Genomic DNA, 22,627 nt, shown 5'->3' on the forward strand with positions numbered 1-22,627 from the left:
CGGCGACGTCGCCGTCATGCTGAGGGCTGTGGACCCGTCGCTCGTCGTGCGCCCGGACCGCGAGCTCTGGCTGTTCCTGGCGCCGCGCAGGCGGTGCGAGGAGTTCGCGGCGCCCTACGACGGGGAGGCGTCGCTCGGCCACGTCGTCCAGGCGCTCGGGATCCCGCTCACCGAGGTCGGGGAGCTGACCCTCGACGACGGGCGGGCCGACCCGGCGGACCGGCCCGTCCCGGGCGCGACGGTCGGGATCGCGCCGGTGCCGCGCCCGCAGCACGTGCCGGGCGCGACCGGCTTCCTGCTCGACGTCCACCTCGGCACGCTCGCCCGGCGGCTGCGGCTGCTCGGCGTGGACACCGTCTACCGCAACGACGCCGAGGACGACGCGCTCGTGCGGCAGTCGGCGGACGAGCGGCGGGTGCTGCTCACGCGGGACCGCGGACTGCTCATGCGACGCGCGCTGTGGGCCGGGGCGCACGTGCGCGACAGCGACCCGGCCGACCAGCTCGCCGACGTGCTCGACCGCTTCGCGCCGCCGCTGGCGCCGTGGACCCGGTGCAGCGCGTGCAACGGCGAGCTCGCCGAGGTGCCCAAGGACGAGGTGGCGGGCGAGCTGGAACCGGGCACCCGGCGCCGCTACGACCGGTTCGCCCGTTGCCGGTCGTGCGGGCGGGTGTACTGGCGTGGCGCGCACTCCCGCCGGCTCGACGCGATCGTGGACAGGGCCGTCGGCAGGTAGGGCCCGGGTGGCAACGCCCTCGGCCTCGGGGGCCGAGCCCAGCAGCCGGTGGGCGAGCCCGAACAGCACCCGCCGCCGCTCCTCGAACAGTCCGACGGCCCCGTCGCCGACGCACTCACCCACGCTCGCGGCCGTCCAGCGCCCACGACACCAGCGGCTCGTGCCGGGCGCTGCCGCCCGGCCCGGCGCCGAGGTGGCTGCGCACCAGGTGCAGCTCGCCCGCCGTCCAGGGGCGGCCGGCGAAGCCGGCGAGCGCATCGACCAGCGACCGCAGGTCGACCTCGCCGCCCGCGCGCGCGAGCGTGAGATGCGGACGGTACGGCCGGTCGTCGACGGGCAGCCGCGCGCGGCGGGCGGCGGCCCGCACCGACGCGGCGAGCCGACGCACCGGCTCCACGTCGCCGGACACCCGCGTCCACAGCACCCGGTCGCCGAACCGGCCGGCCCCGCTCAGCGCGAGCGTCAGCGGGGGGTGGCGCCGGGCCGCCCGGCCGAGCCGTTCGACGAGGTCCTGCCGGGCGGGGTCGTCGACCTCACCGAGGAACGCCAGCGTGAGGTGCCACTGCTCGGGACGGGTCCAGCGCAGCCCCGGCCGGTCCGTGCCCACCGCCTCGACCGCGGACCACAGCTCGTCGACGGCCTCGGGTGGCGGCGACAGCGCGACGAACAGGCGCACGGTCAGGAGGCCGCGACGACCAGCCGGATCGTGAAACCGTCCGTGTCGCGGTGGAAGGTCACGTCGCTGCAGATCTGGTGCGCCATCCACAGCCCCAGCCCGCCGGTCTCGCTGTCCAACGCCGGCAGCAGCCCCGCGTACGGGTCGCTGGGGCCCGGGCCCGCGTCCGTGACCGCCACGACGACCCGGCCGCCGTCCGTCCAGACCCGCAGGCGGACCGGCGGCTTCCCGTGGCTGATGGCGTTGGTGACCGCCTCGCTGGCGGCGAGGACCAGGTCGTCGAGGTCGTCGGGGTCGCGCAACGTCGCCGAGGCGACGTCCCGGACGGCCGCACGGGCGAGGGCGGGGGCGGGGCCGGCGAGGTCGAGAGCCGGCGGTCCCGACTCGGGGCGGACGGCGGTGATCAGTTTGCTCTCGAGGAAGCCGACCGGGTCGCCGAACTCCGGGTTCATGTGGTGCCCGCCGTCCGCCGTCGCGATGCGCGGGTGGGTGCGGGTGACGTCGGCCAGCACGTCCGGCGGGGTGGTGCGGGTGTCGTACGGGCACATCCCCCAGATCGGGAAGTCGTCGTAGGCGTGGTTGACCGCGGCCTCGTAGCGCGCCCACGCGTCCCACGGCACGCCGAACCCGGGATGCGGGACGTCCCCGACGACGCGGATCTGCCCGACGCCCCGCGCCGTGTGCTCGGCGAGCAGCTCGCGGTAGGACCGGATCGCGGAGGCCGCTTTCGCGTACTGGAGCTCTCCGGTCACGAACTCCACGCCCGTGGTGTCGCCCAGCGCCGACCGCACGAGCGCGGCGTTCCGCTCGGCGAACGTCACCAGCGTGGGTTCCCCGGCCGCCACCCCGTCCCGGAGGAAGGGCACGACGATGGCGAGCAGCTCCTCGTCGGAGCCGTAGAAGGCGGTCTCGTGGAAGTACCCCTCGGTTCCCGCCGCTGCACCCGATCTCATTCCGGCTGCTCCACACGTACGCCCTCGACATCGAGCAGAGTGACCAGCCTGCGCACGGTACCCAACGCGGTGCGCAGCACCACCGTCGCCCCGAGCCGCCGGGCGAGCTCGGCGAGCGCGAGAACGGTACGGTGGTCGACGAAGGTCAGTCCGGTCGCGTCGAGCACGAGCTCGCCGCCCGACGGGGCGAGCGCGGCGCGCTCGAGCGCGCTCGCGAACCGGTCCCGGGTGTGGATGTCGAGCTCGCCGTCCAGGGCGGCAGCGGCGTGGCCCGAGGCGTACAGCCGAAACGGTGTGACGCCCGCGCCGGCGCTGGGGTGCATGCACGCCACCTGCGCGACCACCTCCGGCCCCAGCGCGGTCCGGTCGTAGGCGCACATCGCGGAGAACGGCGCCGTCACCATGTACCGGTCCACGAGGTGTTCGTAGCGGGCGAACGCGTCGAGCCGGTCGGGATCGCGCACGAGCGGCGTGGCGTCCGCTGCGACGCGCAGCCCGGTGAAGCCGTCGGCGAGCGCCTCCTCGGTGAGGGCGGCGTACGCCTGCACCTGCACGGCGGGCTCGACGACGGCGTCGGTGCGGTAGGTGTTGAGCAGCGACCGGACGTGCACCGCCCCGGGGCGGCCGGCGGCGAGCCCGTCGATCTCGGCCGCGAGGTCGGCGGACGCGCGACCGGCGACGTACTGCACCCGCTGGCCGCGGGCGAGCCCGTCGGCGAGGAACCGCAGCGCGCTGTCGCGGAACTCCGCGGCATCGTCGTAGGCAAGGCACAGGTGGTCGTGCGGGCCGTAGCCCCGCACGTCGGCCACACTGCCCGCCGTACGCATCGCGCCCAGGCTACGCGTCTCGCCCGGCATCGGCCCGACGGCTCGACGCCCGCACCTGCGCCCGCGGCGGCACCGGGACGCGCATCAGGTCGGCGGCGACGACGATGTCGCCGCCGAACACCTCCGCTGCCTCCGCCGCGAAGCGGTCCGGCTCGGGGTAGCGCTGGGAGAAGTGGGTGAGCACGAGCCGCCGCACGCCGCACTCCGCCGCCACCGACGCCGCCTGCGCGGCGGTGAGGTGGCCGTACTCGTGGGCCAGGCGCGCGTCCTCGCCGAGGAACGTCGACTCGATCAGCAGCAGGTCGGCGCCATCGGCCAGTGCGTACGCCCCGTCGCACAGGCGGGTGTCCATGACGAACGCGAACCGCTGACCGGGACGCGGGGCGCTGACCTCCTCCAGCCGGACCGTGCGGCCGCCGACCGACAGGCTCCCGTCCCGCTGCAGCCTTCCGACCTCGGGTCCCGCGATGCCGAACTGCGCGAGCCGTTCGGGCAGCATCCGCCGCCCGTCCGGTTCGACCAGCCGGTAGCCGAAGGACGCGACGGGGTGGTCGAGCCGGTGCGCCTCGAGCGTTCCCGTCCCGTCCGTGGCGACCACCCCGTCGCGCTCGATGGGCTCCTCACGCAGGTCCGCGACCTCGCGGAAGGCCGTGGCGTGCCGCAGCCGCGCGAAGAAGTGCCGCCCCGACGCCGGGTAGTGGGCGTGCACCGGGTGCGCGACGCGGTCCAGCGACAGCCGCTGCACCACCCCCGGCACGCCGAGGCAGTGGTCACCGTGGAAGTGGCTGAGGCAGATCCGCGTGACAGCGCTGCTGGCCACGCCCGCGAGCAGCATCTGCCGCTGCGTGCCCTCGCCGGGGTCGAACAGCAGGCCGTGCCCGTCCCAGCGGAGGAGGTAGCCGTTGTGGTTGCGGTGCCGGGTGGGCGCCTGGCTGGCGGTGCCCAGCACGACGAGCTCGCGGTCCGACACGCTCCCGGACGCTACCCGCTGTCCATGATCGCTTCGCAAGCTCCGCTCAGCGCAGGGACCAGTGCCCCGCGGCCACGGACGTGTCGGCGAGCTCGAACGTCGTGGCGTAGGGCACGAAGCGGACGTGCCGGTTCACCGCGTACAGCACCCGGGGAGCGACGAGGAACAGCGCGAGCGACTGCCGCGTCACGTACCGGTCGATCCGGTTGGCGGCCAGCACCTGCCCGACCTGCGACGTCCGTGCCCCGAGATCGGCGAAGAGCCGCTCGAACCGCGCGTCCACCGGCCCGGCCCGGAACTCCCCCGACCGCCCCACGAACGCCCGGTGCAGCTCCAGTGGCGGCACGTCAACCGTCTGCGAGCCCTGGTCGACCAGCAGCACGTCCCAGTCCCGCGGTTCCTTCGCCGCGAGCCCGCGCCGCGCCTCCCGCTGCCGGTCCCCACGCAGGACCGTGACCTCGACCGGCAGGTCGATGGCCGTGTGCAGCTGCGCGGCCACGGTGTGCGCGACCGCCTCCCACGCCTCCATCGCCGCCAGGCGCAGCGGTCGGGCAGCCCCTCCGGCGGCGCGCCAGAGGCGGGCGGCCTCGGCCGGGTCGTGCGGGTGCGCGCGCAGCCGGTCCGGGGCGCGGTGCAACGCGGTCAGCACCGTGGGTGGGGTGAGGCCGGCGAGCGGCCGGGTGTGGCCGCGGAACAGGTCGCGGACCAGGGCGTCCCGGTCCACGGCGAGGTTCAGCGCCCGCCGAGCCCGCACGTCGTGCAGCGGCAGGCCCTCGGCCTCGCGGTCGATCACGCCGGCCAGCGCGCGCACGGCCGCCACCGACACCAGCCGCGCGTGCCGCGACCGGCGCACCCGTTCCGCCGCGCCGGCGGGCACCTCGGTCACGATGTCGACCTCACCCACGGTGTCGCAGACGAGGTCGAGCGCCTCCTCCCGGCTCAGCGTGTTGCGGAACTCGACCTCCTCCAGGTGCGGGCCACGCACCCGGTCCCAGTAGTGCTCGTTGGACCGCAGCCGCACGACCGGCGACCGGTCCTGGGTCTGCAGCCACGTGCGGTCCTCACCGTCGCTGATCACCTCTTCGGTGTGCACGAGCGAGCGGCCCTCGACGAGGATGAACGGTCCGGAGCCCCACGGGCCCGGTGCGTCGATGATTCACCAGTGGCCTTCGCCGGACTGGTCCCGCGCGTAGCCGAACCCGAGATCGCGCCAGAACCGCTCGGTCATCACGTGCGTGGCCCGCAGCTTCCCCAACGCCAGCCCGTCGACGGCCGGCAGGTGCAGCCGGACCGTGCGGTCGTCGACGACCTCCGCGCCCGTGCGCCGGTCGATGTTGAAGTGCGTGCCGGGAGGGTGCGGCGAGACCCAGCGGACCTGCTCGTCGAACGCGCGGCGCAGCGACCCGGCATCGAGCGGGCTCCCGTCGGCGAACCGCTCCCCGCGCCGCAGCGTGATCTCGAGCGTGCGCGGGTCGCGCCACCGGTACCGACTCATGGCGGCGGGACGGATCTTGCCCCGCTTGGTGACCCGCACCGCTTCCTCGACGGTGTTGTAGGTGATGTAGAGCCAGTTGAGGGAGTTCGGGTCGACCACGCGGACGGTGCCCCGCGGCGCGCTCCGGGCCCGGCCGACCAGACGCTGCAACACGCTCATGCCGATGGCGTACCCCCGACGCGGCCGAGGTACCGCGCTGCCTGCGACGGCGTCGGTGACCTGCAGGTACCAGTGCGCGGAGATGTCGGGGACGGCAGGGACGTGGAGGGACGGGGAGGGACATGGTTCGACGCTAGGAGCGGCAGGCCGCCGGTCGCGTCTGTCGCCGGGCACGAGTGCGACCTGCCGATCGACATACCGGTGGATCTGTCGATCGGCAGCCGCTACAGCGCGAGCGCGAGCACTGCCGTCGCAGCCGTCGACGTCACCGTCCGGACGTGGTTCCAGGCCGTCCAGCGGCGCAGGTAGTCCGGCCACACCCGGTCCCCGTCGGGTCCGGCCGCGTCGAGCCGGTTGTTCATCGGCACGTTCCCAACGACCGTCACGAGGAACGTGCCGACGAGGTACAGCAGCGCACCCGTCACCCGCCACGCCCCGCCGCCCGCGGTCCCCACCAGGACGAGCACGGGCAGCAGGACGCACGCGACGGTCGCGCCCCCGAATGCGACGCCGAAGACGGGGTTGAGGATCGTCCGGTTGATCCCCTGCATCGCCGAGGCCCCCTCGGCGGGCGGCAGCCGTCGCAGCGCCGGCATGACGGCCACCGAGAAGGCGAAGAACAGCCCCGCCATCAGGCCGCACCCGACGACGGCCACCACGGTGACCACCGGAACCAGGTCTCGATCATGGCGCTGCCACCCCCATCAGCTCCCCCACGACGTCCTCGAAGCCGGTCGGCGTCGTGGTCGACCGGGTGCCGGCCACCGACCGCTCCTGCGCGCGGATCGTGCCATCGCCCAGCGCACCGGCGAACTCGACGTGCAGCGCGGCGACCTGTGGGGCGAACCCGGCCTGCACCAGGATCGCGGCCATCTCCTCGCCGGGCAGCTGCACGTACCCGAGGTCGGGCCGCCCCAGCGCGTCGCCGAGGATGCGGGTGGCCTCGGCGTAGGTCAGGTCGCGTGGACCGAGCAGCTCGCGCACCGCGAACCCGCTCCAGTCCCGGGCGACGAGGGCGCGGGCGGCCGCGTCGCCGACGTCGCGCGTCGCGACCATCGGGATCGGCACGTCACCCGCGATCGCGTCCACGTTCACCCCGTGCTCGCGCACGACGTCCGCCGCCGCGGCGACGCTCTCGAAGAAGTAGCCCGGTCGCAGCGCGAGCACGTGGACGTCCGCGAGCGCGCGCAGGCGCTGCTCCTGGCGGAACAGGCTGGTCAGGAACCCCGTGCCGGCCGGGACGTCCGCCCCGACGCTCGAGAGCGCCACCACGTGCCGCACCCCGGCGGCGCGGACGGCCGCCACGATCGACTCGCCCAGCCGGTCCTGGTCGCCGTGGTAGTCCGGTGACGCCGGGTCGTAGGGCAGGAGCGTGTGCACCGCGTGCGCGCCGCGGAAGGCCCGGGTGAGGAACGCCGGGTCGCTCGCGTCGCCCGCCATCGTCGCCGCCCCGGCCGCCCCGAGGTCGGCAAGCCTGCGCTCGTCCCAGCGCCGTGACCTGCTCGCCCGCGGCCAGCAGCCGCCGCACGACCCGTCCGCCCACGTGTCCGGTCGCACCCATCACCGTGATCATCTCGTCCTCCTCGTCGGGTTGCCCGACGTCCAGACTTCCGGCGGGACGCCGGACCCACCATCCCCGTTCGTCGCTGTCCCTTGCTCGTTCGTCCAGATCCTTGGACGACCGGTGCCCGGCGGCACACACTGGGCGGCGTGCAGGTCGACGAGATGTGGAACTCGCAGGATCCGCTGGGCGACGCGTTGCACTTCCTGCGCGTGACCGGAGCGTTCTACTGCCGATCCGAGCTGACGGCGCCGTGGGGCCTCACACTGCCCGCCATGCCCGGCTGTCTGTGGTTCCACGTCGTCACGGCGGGCCGCAGCAGCCTGGAGGTCGCCGGATCGGCACCGCGCACGCTGCAGCCGGGCGATCTGGCGCTGGTGCCGCACGGCCGGGGGCACACACTGCGCAGCGAGCCGGACGTGCCGGCTCCGAACGTGCTGGACCTGCAGCACGAGTACAGCAACCACTACGCGCTGCTGCGGCACGGCGGCGGAGGTGCAGCCAGCACGCTGGTCTGCGGTGCCGTGCGGCTCGACCATCCGGCCGCGCACCACATCGTCCCGCTGCTGCCGGACGTGGTCCACGTCGAGCCGACGGGATCGGCCCCGGACGAGTGGACGCAGAGCACGCTGCGACTGATGGCCGCCGAGGCCGCGGAGGTGCGCGCCGGTGGCGAGGCGGTGCTCACGCGACTGTCCGACGTGCTCGTCATCCAGGCGTTGCGCACGTGGATCGAGCACGACCCGGCGGCGCGGCGCGGCTGGCTCGGAGCCCTGCGCGACCGGCAGATCGGGCGCGCCATCTCGCTGATCCACCGCGACCCGGCGCGGCCGTGGACGGTCGCGTCGCTCGCGGCGGAGCTCGCCATGTCGCGGTCGGCGTTCGCGGCGCGGTTCACCGAGCTCGTCGGCGAACCGGCGATGCACTACGTCACCCGGTGGCGGATGCAGGTCGCGCGCGCCTGGCTCGCCGAGGAGGGCGCGAGCGTCGCGCAGGTGGCGAGCCGGCTCGGGTACCGGTCCGAGGCGGCGTTCAGCCGGGCGTTCAAGCGCGTGGCCGGGGTGTCGCCGGGGGCGTCGCGGGCGTCGTAGGTTCGCCGCATGCTCGCCACCTACAAGGACCTGTGCGTCGACGCCGTCGACGCCGAGCGCTCCGCCCGCTTCTGGTCGGCCGCGCTCGGGCTCGGCTGCGCGCCTCACCGCGAGTCCGTCGTCCGGCTGCCCGGGCCCACCCCGCAGCACACGGTCTGGGTCAACGCCGTACCCGAACCGAAGGTCGTCAAGAACCGCCTGCACCTCGACGTCCACACCGGTTCGGTCGCCGAGCTCGTGGAGCTCGGGGCGACGGTGCTGGACGACACGCTGCCGTGGACGGTGATGGCCGACCCCGAGGGCGGGGAGTTCTGCGCGTTCGTGCGCGAGGAGCCGCCCCCGCAGCGGCTCTACGAGCTCGTGCTCGACGCACGGGACGCCCACGCCACGGCGGCCTGGTGGGCGACGCTGCTCGGCGGCAGGCTCGTCGACGACGGGAACGGCTTCTGGGTGGTCGGCGACATCCCCGGCGCACCGTTCGAGTGGCTGTGCGTGAACCCGAGCGAGGACCCGAAGGTCGGCAAGAACCGCGTGCACATCGACGTCGTCGTGCCCGACATCGAGCGCGTCCTCGACCACGGCGCCCGCCTGCTCCGGCCGAGCGGCGGGGACGTCGGCTGGGACGTCCTGGCCGACCCGGAGGGTAACGAGATGTGCGCGTTCCGCCCCTGATCAGCGACGATGCGCTGCCGCTCGTCGCTCCAGGACGTGCTTTCGGCCGATCCGAGGGGTCCACGGGCGGGCGGATCCCGCCCCGGTTGCTTACGTTGCCTCTCGGATTCATGACGGCACGGTCACGAACAGGACACGGGACTCCCCACCCGCCGGTTCCCCCGACCGGAGGTCCAAACGGGCCGTCGATCCGGAAGGCAGGTCGTGGCTCGGCATCGCTCCCCCCGGGGCCGACGCGCACACCAGACCCCGCCACCGGTGGCCCCCGGCCGCCCGGTGGAGGGCGAGGGCGCGCGCCGGCCCGCCCGGACCCCGCTGCGGCGGGGCACCGCTGTCATCGCCGTCACCGGCGGCGCGTTCTCCCTCGTCGGAGCCGCGGCCCCGACGGAAGCACCCACGGTCGTGCCGGCGGTCGTGCCGGCGGCGCAGCAGGCGCCGACCGAGGCCGGCGCGGTGCTGCTGCCCGCCGTCGAACCGGTGCTGCCGAACCCGGACGTCGTCGACGCGTCCGAGCTCGTCAAGGCCGTGCAGCTCGCCGAGGAGGAGATCGCGCGGCTCGCCGCCGAACGCGCCGCCGCCGAGGAGCGCGCGGCGCGGGAACGGGCGGAGGCCGAGGAGCGGGCGGCCCGGGAACGGGCCGCCGCTGAGCGCGAGCGCGCCGAGGCGCAGGCCGCGACGGCCGCCGCCGCCACCGGCGGTGGCGACTGTGGGCTCGACACCTCCGGCCTCGGCGCCGTGAAGCCCCACGTCCGGGACGCCGCCGAGTACCTCGACTGCCGGTTCGGCGAACCGGCGATGCACGGCGTCGCCGGTCGCGCGGGCACCTCCGACCACCCGTCGGGCAAGGCGCTGGACTTCATGGTCGACCGCGCCACCGGGGATGCGCTCGCCGCCTGCGCGCTGCGCAACAAGGAGGCGCTCGGGATCACCTACGTGATCTGGGAGCAGCAGATCAACCACGGCGGTGGGTGGGAGGCGATGGAGGACCGCGGCGGTGCCACGGCCAACCACTTCGACCACGTGCACATCTCCTTCGGCTCCGGCGGCGGGAGCGGTGCGCTGCGCGGCTGCTGACCCGCCCCTCGCTACGCCGTTGGGCCCAACTCCCGCTGCGCCGCTCAGCGCAGTAAAGCGCCCACCCATCTCACCCAGGGTGACGTGCGGTCATCGTTCCGTGACCGTTCCGCTATGTTCGGCCCCGGATCACGGAGCGACCCGGCTCCCCAGCGGACACGGATTCCCCGATCCGCCGGCCACCCCGAGCCGGACGTCCGCGCGGGTCGCACGGTCCGGAAGGCAGGTCGTGTCTCGGCACCGCTCCCCCGGCGGCCGGAACGCGCACCCGCAGCCCGTCGTCCGCGCGGGCGCGCTCGCCGGTGCGCAGCCCGTCCCGCAGCCTGCGCGGCACCGCGCCGCCACCCACACTGCCGTGCGCAACGGCATGACGGCGGCCGCGGCAGCGGGCGGTGCGCTCGCCGTCGTCGTGCCGACGGTCGCGGTCGCGACCGGCCCGGCGACGGGAGCCGTCGCCGAGGAGGCGCCCGTGCTCCGGCTGACCGCCGATGGAGCCTCCGTCAGCGGGGTGCGGATGATCGCGAGCGTTGCGCCCGTCGCGGGCGTGCGCGAGCCCGAGCCGCCGGAGGTGGACGTCGCGGAACTGCTCAAGGCGGCGGGCCTCGCCGAGATCGCCCGCAAGGCGGAGGAGGAGCGCCTCGCCAGGGAGGCCGCCGCGCGCTGTGCCGCCGACCTCGGTGACCTGGGGCGCGTCAAGCCGTGGGTGCGCGATGCCGCCCGTTTCCTCAGCTGCCTCTACGGGCACCCGCCGCTGATCGGGGTCGCGCAGCGCAACCGCGACTCCGACCATCCGAGCGGCCACGCGCTCGACCTCATGGTCCGCGGCGAGCGCGGCGACCGGATCGCCGAGTGCGCCCTCGCCAACCAGGAGGAGCTGGGCATCACCTACGTGATCTGGGAGCAGCGGGTGAACTACGGCGACGGCTGGGAGCGCATGGAGGACCGCGGCAACGACACGGAGAACCACTTCGACCACGTGCACATCTCGTTCGGGCGCAGCGCGCCGGACGACATTCCCCGCGCCGAACGCTGCGAGTAGCCCAGCTCCTGATCCGGTCGTTCACGCGTCACCCGATCGGGTACTCCCGGCGCCTGATGGCGTCGCTCCCTCGACCTGCCCGGTCCTCGGCGCCATCGAGGAGTCGACATGATCGGACGACACGGCGGCCTGCCATGGCGGATCACCGGGAGGCCCCGGCGCACCTCGGCGGTGGCCGTTCTGGCCCTTGCCCTCGCCCTGGTGGGGGGATCGCAGGCGCTTGCCCACGACGAGGGGGACGACCGCAAGGGCGGCGAGCACCCCTCGGCGACCGACGCGCGGTGGGCGGCGATGATGATCCCGCACCATCGGACCGGCATCGAGCTCACCGAGCTGGCACTCGAGAAGTCCGAGAACGACGGGGTGCGCGATCTGGCCGCGGAGTCACGGCACGACCAGCAGCGTGAGCTGCCGAAGTTGGAGAAGGTCGCCCGCGCCGGTGGCCTGGAGCCGATGCCGCCCGAGAAGCCGATCCGGCGGTTCAACGAGCAGCAGATGGAGAAGCTGCGGGAGCTGTCCGGGCCGGAGTTCGACCGGGCATGGCTCGACGTGTTTTCCGGTCACCACGTGTCCGCGATCATGATGAGCGATGTCGCTCTTGCGGGCACCGCCGGCGGCCTGGCGGAGAAGCTGCAGGAACAGATCCACGATGTCCAGCTCGAGCAGCTCGCACGGATGAACGAGCTGCGTGAGGAGGTCGGCGAGGGCTGAGGCCACCGGCCGACATTGCAGCAAAGCCACTTTCACGCAACCAGATGGCGTGAACGTGGCTTTGCTGCAATCGCTCGCGCGGTATCTACTGGCCGATCCGCCCGGGGCGGCCGTTCTTGCCCACCTTCCAGATGTTCACCACCGACGGCCGCGGCTGCGTGCCCGGCCCGTCCGGCCAGTTCGACGCGGGGGACTCGGGGCTCGCGTCGTCGAGGTCCCCGGGGTGCTGCGGAGAGATCAGCACGAACTCGTCGGTGACCACCGGGCCGCAGCACTCCGCGCCGACGGGCACGCTGGCGAACAGCGTGGTCCGCCCCCGGGTCGGCCCGTCGAGCGAGACGCCGTAGAGGCCGTCGTTGATGCCCAGCGCCTGCCCGGAGTCGGTGGCGACCCACAGGTTGCCGTGACTGTCGAACGCCACGTTGTCCGGCGAGGTGATCGGGCTGACCTGGCTCTTGTCGTACCCGCCGAAGTAGGTGCTCGGGTCGTCCGGGTCGCCGCACACCAGCAGGATCGACCAGCCGAACGTGGTGCCCGTGTGATCGCCCTTCGTCTCGATCAGCTCGATGACGTGCCCGTGCTTGTTCTCGACGCGCGGGTTCGCCTCGTCGGCAGGCGCGGTGCGGTCGGCGTCGGCCTTGCCGCGGTCGGTGTTGTTGGTCAGCGCGAGGTAAACGTGGCCGGTCTTCGGGTTGGGCTCGACGTCCTCCGGCCGGTCCATCTTGGTGGCGCCCACCTTGTCGCCCGCGAGCCGCGTGAAGACGTAGACCTCGGCGGCCGTCATGCCCTCGACGAACGACTCGTCGCCCCGGGCCAGCGGGATCCACTCCCCGCTGCCGTCGAACGCGCCGTCCGCCGGGAGCGTCCCGGTGCCGTCGATCTCCGCCGCCGGGCTGTCGCCGGTGAACTTCGCGACGTAGAGCGTGCCCTTGGTGAGCAGCGTGCGGTTGTGCTCGCGGGCCCGGCGGCTCTCGCCACGCATCATCTTCTCGTCGGAGACGAACTTGTAGACGTAGTCGAAGCGCTCGTCGTCGCCCATGTACGCCACCGCGCGGCCGTCGTGCGCGAGCTGGATGGTGGCGCCCTCGTGCTTGAACCGGCCGAGCGCGGTGTGCTTCATCGGCGGGGCCTTCGGGTCGTACGGGTCGACCTCGACGATCCATCCGAAGCGGTTGGGCTCGTTGGGCTCCTGCGCGAGGTCGAAGCGCGGGTCGAGCCGCTCCCACTTGCGGCCGGAGGCCTCCTCGGTGATGCCGTAGCGCTGCACCCGCTCCGCCGCGGTCGCGTCGGTGACCGCGGCTGCGTTGGCGAAGTACTGGTTGAAGTTCTCCTCCCCCGAGAGGAAGGTGCCCCACGGGGTGACCCCGCCCGCGCAGTTGTTGAGGGTGCCGAGAACCACCGTGCCCGAGCTGTCGGCCGACGTCTTCAGCAGGTCCGACCCAGCCGCCGGTCCGTCGAGCACGAATTCGGCGGTGCCCGTGTAGCGGCGGTTGTACTTCTCGTTGAGTACCGCTGTCATCCGTCCGCTGTTGCGGTCGCGCTCGACGACGAGGACCGAGAGCCCGTGCGCCTCGACGCCGATACGGATTTGCTCGTCGGTCGGGTTCTCCTCGTCGTAGCCGCGGAACATCAGCGGCTCGATCGTGTACTCGTGGTTGTTGAACATGAGGTAGCGCTCGCCGCCACGTGACCCGGATCCGTCGCGCAGCGGGACGAGGCCACAGAAGTCGTTGTTGTAGCCGAACTGGCCAGCCTGCGCCTCCGCCGTCTGGTTCTCGAAGTCGAACTCGGGCGCACCGGGCACGACGGGGTCACCCCAGCGGATCACGACGTTGCTCTCGTACCCGGGCGGCACGACGACCGCGTCGGCCGTGTTCACCGGCACCGGCTCGTAGTCCAGCCCACGCGGAAGGCGAACGCCCGCCGCGGCCGGGACACTGCTGCTGGTGGTGGACGCAGCGGCGGTGCCGGCCAGGGCGGTGCCCGCGCCGGCGGCGACGGTGAGCACCGCACCGGCGCGCAGCACTCCGCGGCGGCTGAGCGAACGGGCGAGCACGTCACCGAAGTACTCGTTGTCCGACAGGTTCGGCGCCTCGTGGGCGCAGGCGTTGCCACAGCGGTAGCGGCAGGTGAGTCCCTGCCTGCCGGGCGTGATGTCTGCGGTGAGCAGTGGGAGCGGAACGCGGCCGGGTTGGTCGGTCGGCCGGGCACTGGCGTCGTCCGGACAGGACTGGGCCACGGTCATCCTCCTGGGTGGGCAGTCGGGGATGCGCTGACCGTAGGTAACCCAATCGAGGTCCCAATAGCCTGCAGATGGCGGAAAGATGAACGAGTACTCATCACGGAGAGGTTCTTCGTCACTCCATCGGGATCACCTCGTGCCCCCGGGGGGCGCGCGCTCCTTCAACTCGGCCTCGAACACCTGCCTGCGGCAACTGCGGCGTGGCGTCCCGCACCCGCCTCTCGGCGCCGGCGACGCCGCGCCCCCGCGACACGCTGATCGCCCACGGCGAACAGCACCGCCGGCAGCGAACACACGGTCACGGGACCGCCTGCCGGACCTAGCGTCGGCCGTCCACTCGACGACGGAAGGACCCACCATGCCGTTCCCCCAGCCGACGCCCCCGCAGCGCCCGTTTCCGGCGCCCGAGCCGCCGCACCCCGTGCCGGCGCCACCACGCCGGCACGAGCCACGGGCTCCGCAACCCCTTCCGCCCGCGCCGAACGGCCCGGTGCTGTACGCCGAGCCGCCCGGCGGGATCGACCCGGTGATCGACCGGCTGCTCGGCGAGCGGATCGTCTTCCTCGGCCGCGAGGTCGACGACGAGATCGCTAACCGGATCAGCGCGCAGCTCCTGCTGCTGGCCGCGCAGGACCCGGACCGCGACATCACCCTCTACATCAACTCGCCCGGCGGCTCGGTCACGGCGGGGATGGCCATCTACGACACGATGCAGCTGGTCCGCCCGGACGTCGCGACGTGGGCGATCGGCTTCACCGCGTCGATGGGCCAGTTCCTGCTGTCGGCGGGCGCCCCGGGCAAGCGGCACGCGCTGCCGCACACCCGGATCCTCATGCACCAGCCGTCGGCCGGGATGAGCGGCAACGCCACCGACATCGCGATCCGGGCGGGCGCGTACGCGCAGATGAAGCGGGAGATCGCAGAAGTCACGGCGCGCCACACCGGGCAGCCGGTCGAGACGATCACCGCCGACTCCGACCGGGACCGCTGGTTCACCGCGGAGGAGGCGCGCGCCTACGGGCTGGTGGACCACGTGGTCGGCAGGTAGGGGTCCTCAGCAGGTCGTGCCGGGCGGCGGCAGCATCCCCTCCAGGAAGTACCGGTTCGCATGCTCGACGACGCAGGCGTTCCCGCTGGTGTAGAGCACGTGCCCGGGCCCGTCGTGGAAGATCGTCACGCTCCCGGGCACCTGCGCGAGCACGCGCGCGGTCCCGTCGAAGTCGCCCCACGTACCGGCGCCCAGCAGCGGCGGCACCCCGTCGGGCAGCGGGGCGGGCGGGTTCGTCACGGGCGCCGGCCAGCCGACGCACGTGAGCCCGTGCGCGACGAGTGGGTGGCCGACCCCGGTGTTCGGGGCGACCGACCGGATCCGTTGCACCGTCGCGGCCACGTGCGCGCCGTTGCGGTACCGCGGGTACTCGAGGCATTCGGTCACGCCCGGAGTGCCCACCATCGGGTACGGGCTGCGGCCAGGTGGCGCGAATCCCGACGCGTCGCCCTGCTCGGCGGCGACGACGGCGGCCGCGAGCCCGGCCCAGCCCTCGGGCCCGCGCCGGATCTGGAGCATCGCGAGCGACTGCAGTTCGGTGCCCGTGTACCGCACACCGGCGGCGCGAAGCGCCGGGACGGGCTCGCGGTCGGCCGCGGCGACGAGCTGCCGCCACCGCGCTCCCGCGTCGCTGCCGTGCAGTGCACAGCCGGGGTCTGCGGCGCACCCGTCGAGGAACCGCTGGAACTGCACGTCGCTGCTGCGGGCGATCGCCTCCAACGTCCGGTCCCAGTCCGCGGTGGCGTGGTCCCCCGTCCCGTCGAACATCATCGTCCCGACGGTGTCCGGGAACAGCCGCGCGTAGGCCTGTCCGAACACCCCGCCGTAGGACGCCCCGTAGTAGTCGAGCCGCGGCTCGCCGAGCGCCTGCCGGATCGCCTCCATGTCGGCGGCGTTGCCCGCCGAGTCCATGTGGTCGAACAGCTCCGGGTCGGTGTCACGGCACGCGGTCGCGATCTCCCGGTTCTCGGCGGCCAGCGCGTCGAACGCGGCCTGGTCGGCCGGGAACGCGGGCGTGCGCGGCCGGACCATGGACGTCCAGTCGCAGTGCAAGGCGGTGCTGCGGCCTCCGACGATCGCGCCGTAGCCGCGGGGGTCCCACGTCACGATGTCCATCCGCTCCCGCAGCTGCGCGAACGCCGCGTGCGCCCGTTCCCGGAGCAGCGCGATGCCCGGGGCGCCCGGACCACCGAAATTGATCAGCAGGGAGCCCTCGGCTGGTTCGGGACCACTGGCGGGCAACCTTCCGAGCGCCAGCGTGATCCGCCGCCCCTCGGGGCGGTCCGGATCGACCGGGACGTCGAGCGATGCGCATTCCATCCCGATCTCCGCGCCGCCGTCGGGGCACGCACCCCAGGCGAGCGGTGCCGGCGCGGCGGCCACGGGCGGGCCGTCGCCCGTGGCGCAGGCGGTGACCGCCACGGTGGCGGCGAGTACGGCGAGGAGTCTGGTCGACCGGGACGCTTCGATCACGGAACGACGGTCGCGCACGGATGCTCGCGGCACATCGGACCGGAGACCGGACCGCGGCCTCGCCCCCGGGACGGAGCGAGGAACCTCGGACGCGCCGGCCTCACCCCCTCGGCCGACCTCCTCCGGTCGGACGGTCGATCGGCGGTCCCGGTTTCCGCCGTGCCGGCCGGGGAACCCCGCGAGGTGCCCGAGAACACGTCCCGGCTGCCCATATCCCTGCCGATCGCCGTGCTCGTGGCGCTGCCCGGGTTGTACCTGGGCGGCGCGACCTATCTCGGCCTGCCGCACCCCGAGCTGCCGCCCCCGCTGGCCGCGCTCGTGTACGGTATCGCGATCATCGGCGCCGCGTTCGTGCTCTCGTGGGCCGCCGAGGCGGCGCAGGTGGACGTCAGCGCCGGGCTCGCGCTCGCCGTGCTCGCCCTGCTGGCGGTGCTGCCCGAGTACGCCGTCGACTTCGTGTTCAGCTTCCAGGCCGGGCAGATCTACGGCCAGTACGGGGAGTGCGTCCCGCTGCCCGACGGCGCCAATCCCTGCGGGCTCGCGCTGGCCAACATGACCGGCGCGAACCGGGTGCTGGTCGGCATCGGCTGGCCGCTGGTCGTGCTGGTGGCCTCGCTCGCGGTGCTGCGCGCGAGGCGCAACGGTGGGCACGACACCGCGTCGACCCACGCCGGTCGGGTGACGATGCCGCGCAGCATGTCCGCGGAGATCGTGTTCCTCGGCTTCGCGACGCTGTACTCGCTGCACCTGCCGCTGCGCTCGTCACTCACGCTGCTCGACGCCGCCGTCCTCGTGACGATCTTCGTGATCTATGCGGTCCGGCTGTCCAAGGCGCCGGCGCACGAGCCCGACTTGATCGGCACCGCGGCCTGGGTCGGCGGGCTCGACCGCCGGCAGCGGCGAGGCACCTACCTGGCGATGTTCGTCGTGGCGGCCCTCGTCATCCTGGCCACCGCCGAGCACTTCGCCGAGGGCCTGGTGGCGACCGGCGCCGCGCTGGGCGTCGACCAGTTCCTCCTCGTGCAGTGGGTGGCCCCGCTGGCCAGTGAGTCACCCGAGCTGATCGTGGCCTGCCTCTACGCCGCGCGGCTCAAGGCGAGCGACTCGCTCGGCACCCTCCTGTCGAGCAAGGTCAACCAGTGGACGCTGCTGGTGGGCACGATCCCGATCGTCTTCGCGATCGCCTCCGGCTCGTTCACCGGGCTCCCCCTGGACGCCCAGCAGCGCTTCGAGCTGATGCTCACGGCGGCGCAGTCGCTGTTCGCGGTGAGCATCCTGATCACCCTCGGCATCAGCGCCGGCGGCGCCATCCTCCTGTTCGTACTGTTCGCCGTGCAGTTCGTCTCCAGCATCACGCTCTCGCCGGAGGCCGACCGGATGGTCATCATCGTGATGTCCGGGCTGTACGTGCTGCTGGCGATCATCCAGTTCGTGCGGCACCGGCACGAGCTCGTCCAGACCACCCGCGACGGTGTCGTCACGCCGTTCGACGAACTGTCACGGGCCGACGAGGCCGCCGCGTCGCGGTGAGTGCCGTCGGTCGCTAGCGTTGCCCGCGTCTTCTGCATCGGTGGAGAGGGTGGCGGTTCATGCGCGTCGGTGTGCTCACGGGGGGCGGGGACTGTCCCGGCCTGAACGCGGTTCTGCGGGCGATCGTCCGCAAGGGGGTCCCCGAGTACGGCTACTCGTTCCTCGGTTTCCGCGACGGGTGGCGGGGGCCCCTCGAGGCGCTCACGAAGCCCCTCGACATCCCCGCGGTCCGGGGGCTGCTCCCCCGTGGCGGCACGATCCTCGGTTCGTCGCGCACCAACCCGTTCGCGGTCGAGGGCGGCGTCGAGCAGATCCGGCGCAACCTGCAGGACCTCGGCGTCGACGCACTGATCGCCATCGGCGGCGAGGACACCCTCGGGGTGGCCGCCCAGCTGCACGAGATGGGCGTACACGTCGTCGGGGTCCCCAAGACGATCGACAACGACCTCGCGGGCACCGACTACACGTTCGGCTTCGACACCGCCGTCAACATCGCGACCGAGGCGATCGACCGGCTGCACACCACCGCCGAGTCGCACCACCGCGCGCTGATCGTCGAGGTGATGGGCAGGCACGCCGGCTGGATCGCGCTGCACTCCGGGCTCGCGGGCGGCGCATCGGTGATCCTCATCCCCGAGGTGCCCTTCGACGTCGAGCAGGTCTGCGCGTGGGTGGAATCGCGGTTCCGGCTCGACTACGCACCGATCATCGTCGTGTCCGAGGGCGCGCAGCCCAAGGACGGTGACGCGGTGCTGCAGAGCGGCGAGAAGGACGCGTTCGGGCACGTCCGGCTCGGGGGCATCGGCGACTACCTGGCGCGGGAGATCGAGCGGCGCACCGGTAAGGAGGCCCGCACCACCGTGCTCGGCCACGTCCAGCGCGGTGGCACCCCGACCGCCCGGGACCGCTGGCTCGCCACCCGGTTCGGGCTGCACGCCGTCGCCGCGGTGCACGAGGGCCAGTGGGGACAGATGACGGCCCTGCGCGGCACCGACATCACGCTCGTGCCGCTGTCGGAGGCGACGAAGGAGCTCAAGGTCGTCGACCCGGGTCTGTACGCGGAGGCGCAGGTCTTCTTCGGCTGACGACGGCCCGCCGGGAGGGCCACCGGGAAGCCACCTTCCTGCGGTGCGAGGCCGACGGTCGCCTCACGCTGTCGCGACCGCCGGCTGCTTCTCCGGGACGGCTCGGCGGGCGCGCGCCGGCTCCGGCCGCCTCCGCACCAGGCCGGCGAGCGCGGTGATGCCGCTGCCGATCGCGAGGCTGACCAGCAGGGCCGCCAGCGGATCGTTCGCCAGCGCCGCGCCGCCGAGGTAGCCCAGCAGCGCGACGTAGGCGGCCGACATCGTGGCGCCGACCGCGCTGTAGCCGGCGAACTGTGCCGTCGAGAACCGGGTGGCGCCCGCGGCCAGCGCGGCGACCGTGCGTCCCGCCGGGATGTACCGCGCCGTGAGCAGGATCAGCCCGCCCCGGCCGGCGAGTGTGCGTTCCACGTGCCCGAAGGTGGCCGCGCGGGCCGTTCCCGGTATGAGCCTGCGCCGTACCGCCGGGCCGAACCAGCGCCCGATCGCGTAGGCCCCGCTCTCGCGGATGAACGCGCCGAGCGCCGCGGCCGCGATCACCGCAGGCAGGTCCTGGCTCCCCGCTGCGGCGGCCACACCGGCCGTGATGATCAGCGCCTCGCTCGGCACGACCGGGAGCAACGCATCCACGACGGCCAGGCCGACGATCACCAGCAGCAGCTACGGCGACGCCATCGGGCCTTCCAGGAGCAGCCGCAATCCCTCGATCACAGCGTCCAGGGTAGGGAGATCGGCAGCAGCCGACATCGGTCGAAAGTCCGGACCGACCCGGATTTCGGCTCAGGGTCCCCCTGAGTTGCCCGGCCGTTCGATCAGACGATGCCCTGCCGCGTCGCCGTGTAGACGATCTCGGTGCGGCGCCGCACGTCGAGCTTGTCGCGCAGGTTCCGCACGTGGAACTTCACGGTGGCCTCGCTGATCACCAGCCGGCGCCCGATCTCACGGTTGGACATCCCGACCGCGAGCAGCCGCAGCACCTGGTTCTCGCGCTCGGTGAGCATCGCGCCGCCCAGCCCGCGGGGCTGCCCCTGCTCGCCGCGGAGCACGTCGACGACGACCGCCCCGCTGCCCCCGGAGTCGAACACGCTCTCACCGCGCAGGAGCTTGTGGACCGCGCGGACGATGTCGCCCGTGTCGGTGCCCTTGCGCACGTAGCCGTGCACGCCGAGGCGGACGGTGCGCAGCATCACCTCGCGGTCCCGGCAGCTCGTCAGCACCAGCACGCGCACGCCGCGGTGGCGCTCGAGCAGGATCCGGGCCAGGTCCACGCCCGCGTCGGCGCGGCCGAGGGTGACATCGAGGATGACGATGTCGGGTGGGCAGCGGTCGGCGATCACGAGGGCGTCCCGGGGGCCGGCCGCCTCGCCGATCACCGCGACTTCCGGGTCGGCCGCGAACAGCTGGCGCAGCCCGAACCGGACGATCGGCTCGCCGTCCACGATCAGCAGGCGTGCGGTGCGCCGGGCGACGCCCACCGGCGTGGACGTCCCGGGGTTCGGCACGACGGTGCGGGCGTCGAGCACTGCGTCCGTGGTCATGGCCAACCTCCCTGGGGCTCGGCGATGATGGATGGGAGGTTAGGAACGGCCACGTTGCCTTGACGTTGCACGCGCAATCGCCCGATGTTGCTGCATCCGGAGCACTGGGCGATGATGTGCGCGTCCTGGGGCGATGACGCTCGGAGCGCAGAAAATGACGCATGGTGCACACGACCCGGTCGAGCACGCCCGTCTGCTGCACCAGGTGTTCGACGCCGTGTTCGCCGGCGACGCCACCCCGGCCCCGCCCCGATCGCTCGTGTCCGAGTCGTGGCAGCGGAGCCTCGCGGCGGACGTCGACCCCGAGCAGCGGACGCCGCCGGTGGTCTTCCGCGACGCGGAGCTGCCCGACCTGCGCGACGCCCACCCGCTCAACGAGGTGCTGCCGCTGCTGCGCAGCACGTTGGTGAGCATTGCCGACGAGGCGATGCACGTCATGCTCGTCACCGACGCCGACGGCACGATCCTGTGGCGGGAGGGTGCCGCCAAACTGCTGCACCCGGCCGACGAGGTCGGCCTCATCCCGGGCACCCGGTGGACCGAGGACGCAATCGGCACCAACGCGATGGGCACCACGCTCGCCGTCGACGCGCCGGTGACGATCCACTCGGCGGAGCACCTCGTCCGCACCTACCACGCCTGGACGTGCGCCGCCGCGCCCGTCCACGACCCGGACACCGGCGCGATCCTCGGCGCCATCGACATCAGCGGTCCGCTGCACACCGTGCACCCGGCGATGAAGCAGCTCGTGACGGCCACCGCGCAACTCGCCGAGAACCAGCTGCGCGTGCGCCTCGCCATCGCCGACGAGCGGCTGCGGGTGCGCAACATGCCGCACCTGGCGAGTCTCCGCGGCAAGGCGGGCGCGCTGGTCACGTCCACCGGGCGGATCATCGCGGGCGAACCGTACGGCGGCTGGCCCGACCGCATCACGCTGTCGCCCGACGTCGACCGGATCCGTCTCGGCGACGGCCGCGAGATGCTCGTCGAGCCGCTCGCGGAGGGCTACCTGCTGCGCACCCCGCGCTCGGCGGCCAAGGCGCCCGCGCGCCGCGCCCTCTCGCTGCGCTTCATGGGCGAAGCCACACCGCTGGTGCTGCTCAACGGCAAGCGGATCCCGGTGACTCTCCGGCCCGCCGAGCTGCTCACCGCGCTCGCCCTGCACCCGGAGGGACTCACCGCCGAGCGGCTGGCGCTGCTGCTCTACGGCGACGACGGCAACCCCACGACGGTGCGCGGTGAGGTGCTGCGGCTGCGCGGGCTCATCGGAGCCGACGTGCTGCGCACCCGGCCCTACCGGCTCGACGCCACGGTCGACGCCGACTTCGACGCCGTCCGCCGGGCCCTGCGCGCCGGACGGCCCGAGGAGGCGCTGCGCGCGTCGGCCGGGCCGCTGCTGCCGCGGTCGGACGCCCCGGAGATCCGGGAGCTGCGTGACGAGCTGGACGCCGGACTCCGCCGGGCCGTCCTCGATGCCGACGACGCGGACCTGCTCGCGGCGTTCGCGGCCCACCCGCTCGGCCGCGGTGACCTCGAGGTGCTCGACCGGCTGCTGGCCCGGCTGTCGTCCGCCGACCCGCGCCGCCCGGAGCTGGCCGCGCGGCAGGCGAAGCTGCTGGCCGAGGTCTGACCGACCCGGCCCGCCCGGAGGAGACCGGGCGACCCGAGTGTCGATCCGGGCGACTCGCCCGCAGAAATCGGGCGACTGGCGTGTTCTTTCCGGGCGACTCGCGGAACTCCCCGCGAGTCG

22 protein-coding genes are annotated in these 22,627 nt (G+C 73.5%); 10 read left to right on the plus strand and 12 right to left on the minus strand.

Annotated elements, in window-relative coordinates:
* Positions 1 to 16: 16 nt before the first annotated feature.
* Positions 17 to 736 (plus strand): Mut7-C RNAse domain-containing protein, encoded by a 720-nt coding sequence (locus KME75_RS17530; RefSeq protein WP_219415909.1) that lies wholly within the window; start codon positions 17 to 19, stop codon positions 734 to 736.
* Positions 737 to 851: 115 nt separating this feature from the next.
* On the opposite strand, the gene thpR is transcribed toward KME75_RS17530, so the two are convergent.
* The 8 genes from thpR to KME75_RS17570 all read right to left on the minus strand — a co-directional run bounded on the left by thpR (position 852) and on the right by KME75_RS17570 (position 7,373).
* Positions 852 to 1,412 carry an RNA 2',3'-cyclic phosphodiesterase gene (gene thpR, locus KME75_RS17535; RefSeq protein WP_219415910.1) on the minus strand — a complete coding sequence of 187 codons (561 nt, stop codon included), beginning with the start codon at positions 1,410 to 1,412 and terminating at the stop codon, positions 852 to 854.
* Between the two features lie 2 nt (positions 1,413 to 1,414).
* A complete protein-coding gene (locus tag KME75_RS17540; protein WP_219415911.1) occupies positions 1,415 to 2,365 on the minus strand; it encodes an anti-sigma factor RsbA family regulatory protein in 951 nt (316 codons plus the stop codon).
* Positions 2,362 to 3,192, minus strand: a complete 831-nt coding sequence (locus KME75_RS17545; protein ID WP_219415912.1) for an MEDS and STAS domain-containing protein — start codon at positions 3,190 to 3,192, stop codon at positions 2,362 to 2,364. Before KME75_RS17545 ends, KME75_RS17540 begins: the two co-directional genes overlap by 4 nt.
* 10 nt (positions 3,193 to 3,202) lie before the next feature.
* Complete coding sequence (locus KME75_RS17550) at positions 3,203 to 4,162, minus strand: ribonuclease Z (protein WP_219415913.1); 960 nt, start codon at positions 4,160 to 4,162, stop codon at positions 3,203 to 3,205.
* Between the two features lie 46 nt (positions 4,163 to 4,208).
* Complete coding sequence (locus KME75_RS17555; RefSeq protein ID WP_372452618.1) at positions 4,209 to 5,240, minus strand: ABC transporter substrate-binding protein; 1,032 nt, start codon at positions 5,238 to 5,240, stop codon at positions 4,209 to 4,211.
* A 78-nt stretch (positions 5,241 to 5,318) separates the two neighbouring features.
* Positions 5,319 to 5,816, minus strand: coding sequence for an ABC transporter substrate-binding protein (locus KME75_RS17560; protein ID WP_219415914.1), 498 nt, complete (start codon positions 5,814 to 5,816; stop codon positions 5,319 to 5,321).
* Between the two features lie 224 nt (positions 5,817 to 6,040).
* On the minus strand, positions 6,041 to 6,484 hold the full coding sequence (locus KME75_RS17565) for an anthrone oxygenase family protein (RefSeq protein ID WP_308282853.1): 444 nt from the start codon (positions 6,482 to 6,484) through the stop codon (positions 6,041 to 6,043).
* Positions 6,485 to 6,500: 16 nt separating this feature from the next.
* Complete coding sequence (locus tag KME75_RS17570) at positions 6,501 to 7,373, minus strand: NAD(P)H-binding protein (RefSeq protein ID WP_219415915.1); 873 nt, start codon at positions 7,371 to 7,373, stop codon at positions 6,501 to 6,503.
* Between the two features lie 153 nt (positions 7,374 to 7,526).
* On the opposite strand from KME75_RS17570, the gene KME75_RS17575 reads away from it, so the two are divergent.
* From KME75_RS17575 to KME75_RS17595, 5 genes are all read left to right on the plus strand, one after another.
* Positions 7,527 to 8,468 (plus strand): AraC family transcriptional regulator, encoded by a 942-nt coding sequence (locus tag KME75_RS17575; protein WP_308282854.1) that lies wholly within the window; start codon positions 7,527 to 7,529, stop codon positions 8,466 to 8,468.
* A 9-nt stretch (positions 8,469 to 8,477) separates the two neighbouring features.
* The gene (locus KME75_RS17580; RefSeq protein ID WP_219415916.1) at positions 8,478 to 9,140 is read left to right on the plus strand and encodes a VOC family protein; all 663 of its coding nucleotides are present in this window, start codon (positions 8,478 to 8,480) and stop codon (positions 9,138 to 9,140) included.
* A gap of 258 nt (positions 9,141 to 9,398) precedes the next feature.
* On the plus strand, positions 9,399 to 10,214 hold the full coding sequence (locus KME75_RS43270) for a VldE C-terminal domain-containing protein (RefSeq protein WP_308282855.1): 816 nt from the start codon (positions 9,399 to 9,401) through the stop codon (positions 10,212 to 10,214).
* A gap of 229 nt (positions 10,215 to 10,443) precedes the next feature.
* On the plus strand, positions 10,444 to 11,253 hold the full coding sequence (locus KME75_RS17590) for a VldE C-terminal domain-containing protein (RefSeq protein WP_219415917.1): 810 nt from the start codon (positions 10,444 to 10,446) through the stop codon (positions 11,251 to 11,253).
* Positions 11,254 to 11,361: 108 nt separating this feature from the next.
* Positions 11,362 to 11,964, plus strand: coding sequence for a DUF305 domain-containing protein (locus tag KME75_RS17595; RefSeq protein ID WP_219415918.1), 603 nt, complete (start codon positions 11,362 to 11,364; stop codon positions 11,962 to 11,964).
* 85 nt (positions 11,965 to 12,049) lie between these two features.
* Here the strand turns inward: KME75_RS17595 and KME75_RS17600 are convergent, their stop codons facing one another.
* On the minus strand, positions 12,050 to 14,203 hold the full coding sequence (locus tag KME75_RS17600) for a PhoX family protein (protein WP_308282856.1): 2,154 nt from the start codon (positions 14,201 to 14,203) through the stop codon (positions 12,050 to 12,052).
* A gap of 496 nt (positions 14,204 to 14,699) precedes the next feature.
* Here KME75_RS17600 and KME75_RS17605 point away from each other — a divergent pair, with 496 nt between their 5' ends.
* A complete protein-coding gene (locus tag KME75_RS17605) occupies positions 14,700 to 15,254 on the plus strand; it encodes an ATP-dependent Clp protease proteolytic subunit (RefSeq protein WP_246632290.1) in 555 nt (184 codons plus the stop codon).
* A gap of 6 nt (positions 15,255 to 15,260) precedes the next feature.
* Here the strand turns inward: KME75_RS17605 and KME75_RS17610 are convergent, their stop codons facing one another.
* The gene (locus KME75_RS17610; protein WP_219415921.1) at positions 15,261 to 16,727 is read right to left on the minus strand and encodes an alpha/beta fold hydrolase; all 1,467 of its coding nucleotides are present in this window, start codon (positions 16,725 to 16,727) and stop codon (positions 15,261 to 15,263) included.
* A 183-nt stretch (positions 16,728 to 16,910) separates the two neighbouring features.
* On the opposite strand from KME75_RS17610, the gene KME75_RS17615 reads away from it, so the two are divergent.
* Positions 16,911 to 18,257 (plus strand): calcium:cation antiporter family protein, encoded by a 1,347-nt coding sequence (locus tag KME75_RS17615; protein ID WP_219415922.1) that lies wholly within the window; start codon positions 16,911 to 16,913, stop codon positions 18,255 to 18,257.
* Between the two features lie 59 nt (positions 18,258 to 18,316).
* Complete coding sequence (locus KME75_RS17620) at positions 18,317 to 19,342, plus strand: 6-phosphofructokinase (RefSeq protein WP_219415923.1); 1,026 nt, start codon at positions 18,317 to 18,319, stop codon at positions 19,340 to 19,342.
* A 63-nt stretch (positions 19,343 to 19,405) separates the two neighbouring features.
* On the opposite strand, the gene KME75_RS17625 is transcribed toward KME75_RS17620, so the two are convergent.
* Positions 19,406 to 19,990 (minus strand): DedA family protein, encoded by a 585-nt coding sequence (locus KME75_RS17625; protein ID WP_219415924.1) that lies wholly within the window; start codon positions 19,988 to 19,990, stop codon positions 19,406 to 19,408.
* Positions 19,991 to 20,151: 161 nt separating this feature from the next.
* The gene (locus KME75_RS17630) at positions 20,152 to 20,877 is read right to left on the minus strand and encodes a LuxR C-terminal-related transcriptional regulator (RefSeq protein WP_219415925.1); all 726 of its coding nucleotides are present in this window, start codon (positions 20,875 to 20,877) and stop codon (positions 20,152 to 20,154) included.
* Between the two features lie 154 nt (positions 20,878 to 21,031).
* On the opposite strand from KME75_RS17630, the gene KME75_RS17635 reads away from it, so the two are divergent.
* Positions 21,032 to 22,507, plus strand: a complete 1,476-nt coding sequence (locus KME75_RS17635) for a GAF domain-containing protein (protein ID WP_219415926.1) — start codon at positions 21,032 to 21,034, stop codon at positions 22,505 to 22,507.
* The last annotated feature ends 120 nt before the right edge of the window (positions 22,508 to 22,627 follow it).

It is taken from the genome of Pseudonocardia nigra (assembly GCF_019396355.1).
GTDB classification, from domain to species: Bacteria; Actinomycetota; Actinomycetes; order Mycobacteriales; family Pseudonocardiaceae; genus Pseudonocardia; species Pseudonocardia nigra.

Coding starts and splice junctions, on each gene's coding strand:
- KME75_RS17530 (WP_219415909.1), top strand. CDS start 17: ATGCTGAGGGCTGTGGACCCGTCGCTCGTCGTGCGCCCGGACCGCGAG.
- KME75_RS17540 (WP_219415911.1), bottom strand. CDS start 2,365: ATGAGATCGGGTGCAGCGGCGGGAACCGAGGGGTACTTCCACGAGACC.
- KME75_RS17545 (WP_219415912.1), bottom strand. CDS start 3,192: ATGCGTACGGCGGGCAGTGTGGCCGACGTGCGGGGCTACGGCCCGCAC.
- KME75_RS17560 (WP_219415914.1), bottom strand. CDS start 5,816: ATGAGCGTGTTGCAGCGTCTGGTCGGCCGGGCCCGGAGCGCGCCGCGG.
- KME75_RS17580 (WP_219415916.1), top strand. CDS start 8,478: ATGCTCGCCACCTACAAGGACCTGTGCGTCGACGCCGTCGACGCCGAG.
- KME75_RS17595 (WP_219415918.1), top strand. CDS start 11,362: ATGATCGGACGACACGGCGGCCTGCCATGGCGGATCACCGGGAGGCCC.
- KME75_RS17620 (WP_219415923.1), top strand. CDS start 18,317: ATGCGCGTCGGTGTGCTCACGGGGGGCGGGGACTGTCCCGGCCTGAAC.
- KME75_RS17630 (WP_219415925.1), bottom strand. CDS start 20,877: ATGACCACGGACGCAGTGCTCGACGCCCGCACCGTCGTGCCGAACCCC.
- KME75_RS17635 (WP_219415926.1), top strand. CDS start 21,032: ATGACGCATGGTGCACACGACCCGGTCGAGCACGCCCGTCTGCTGCAC.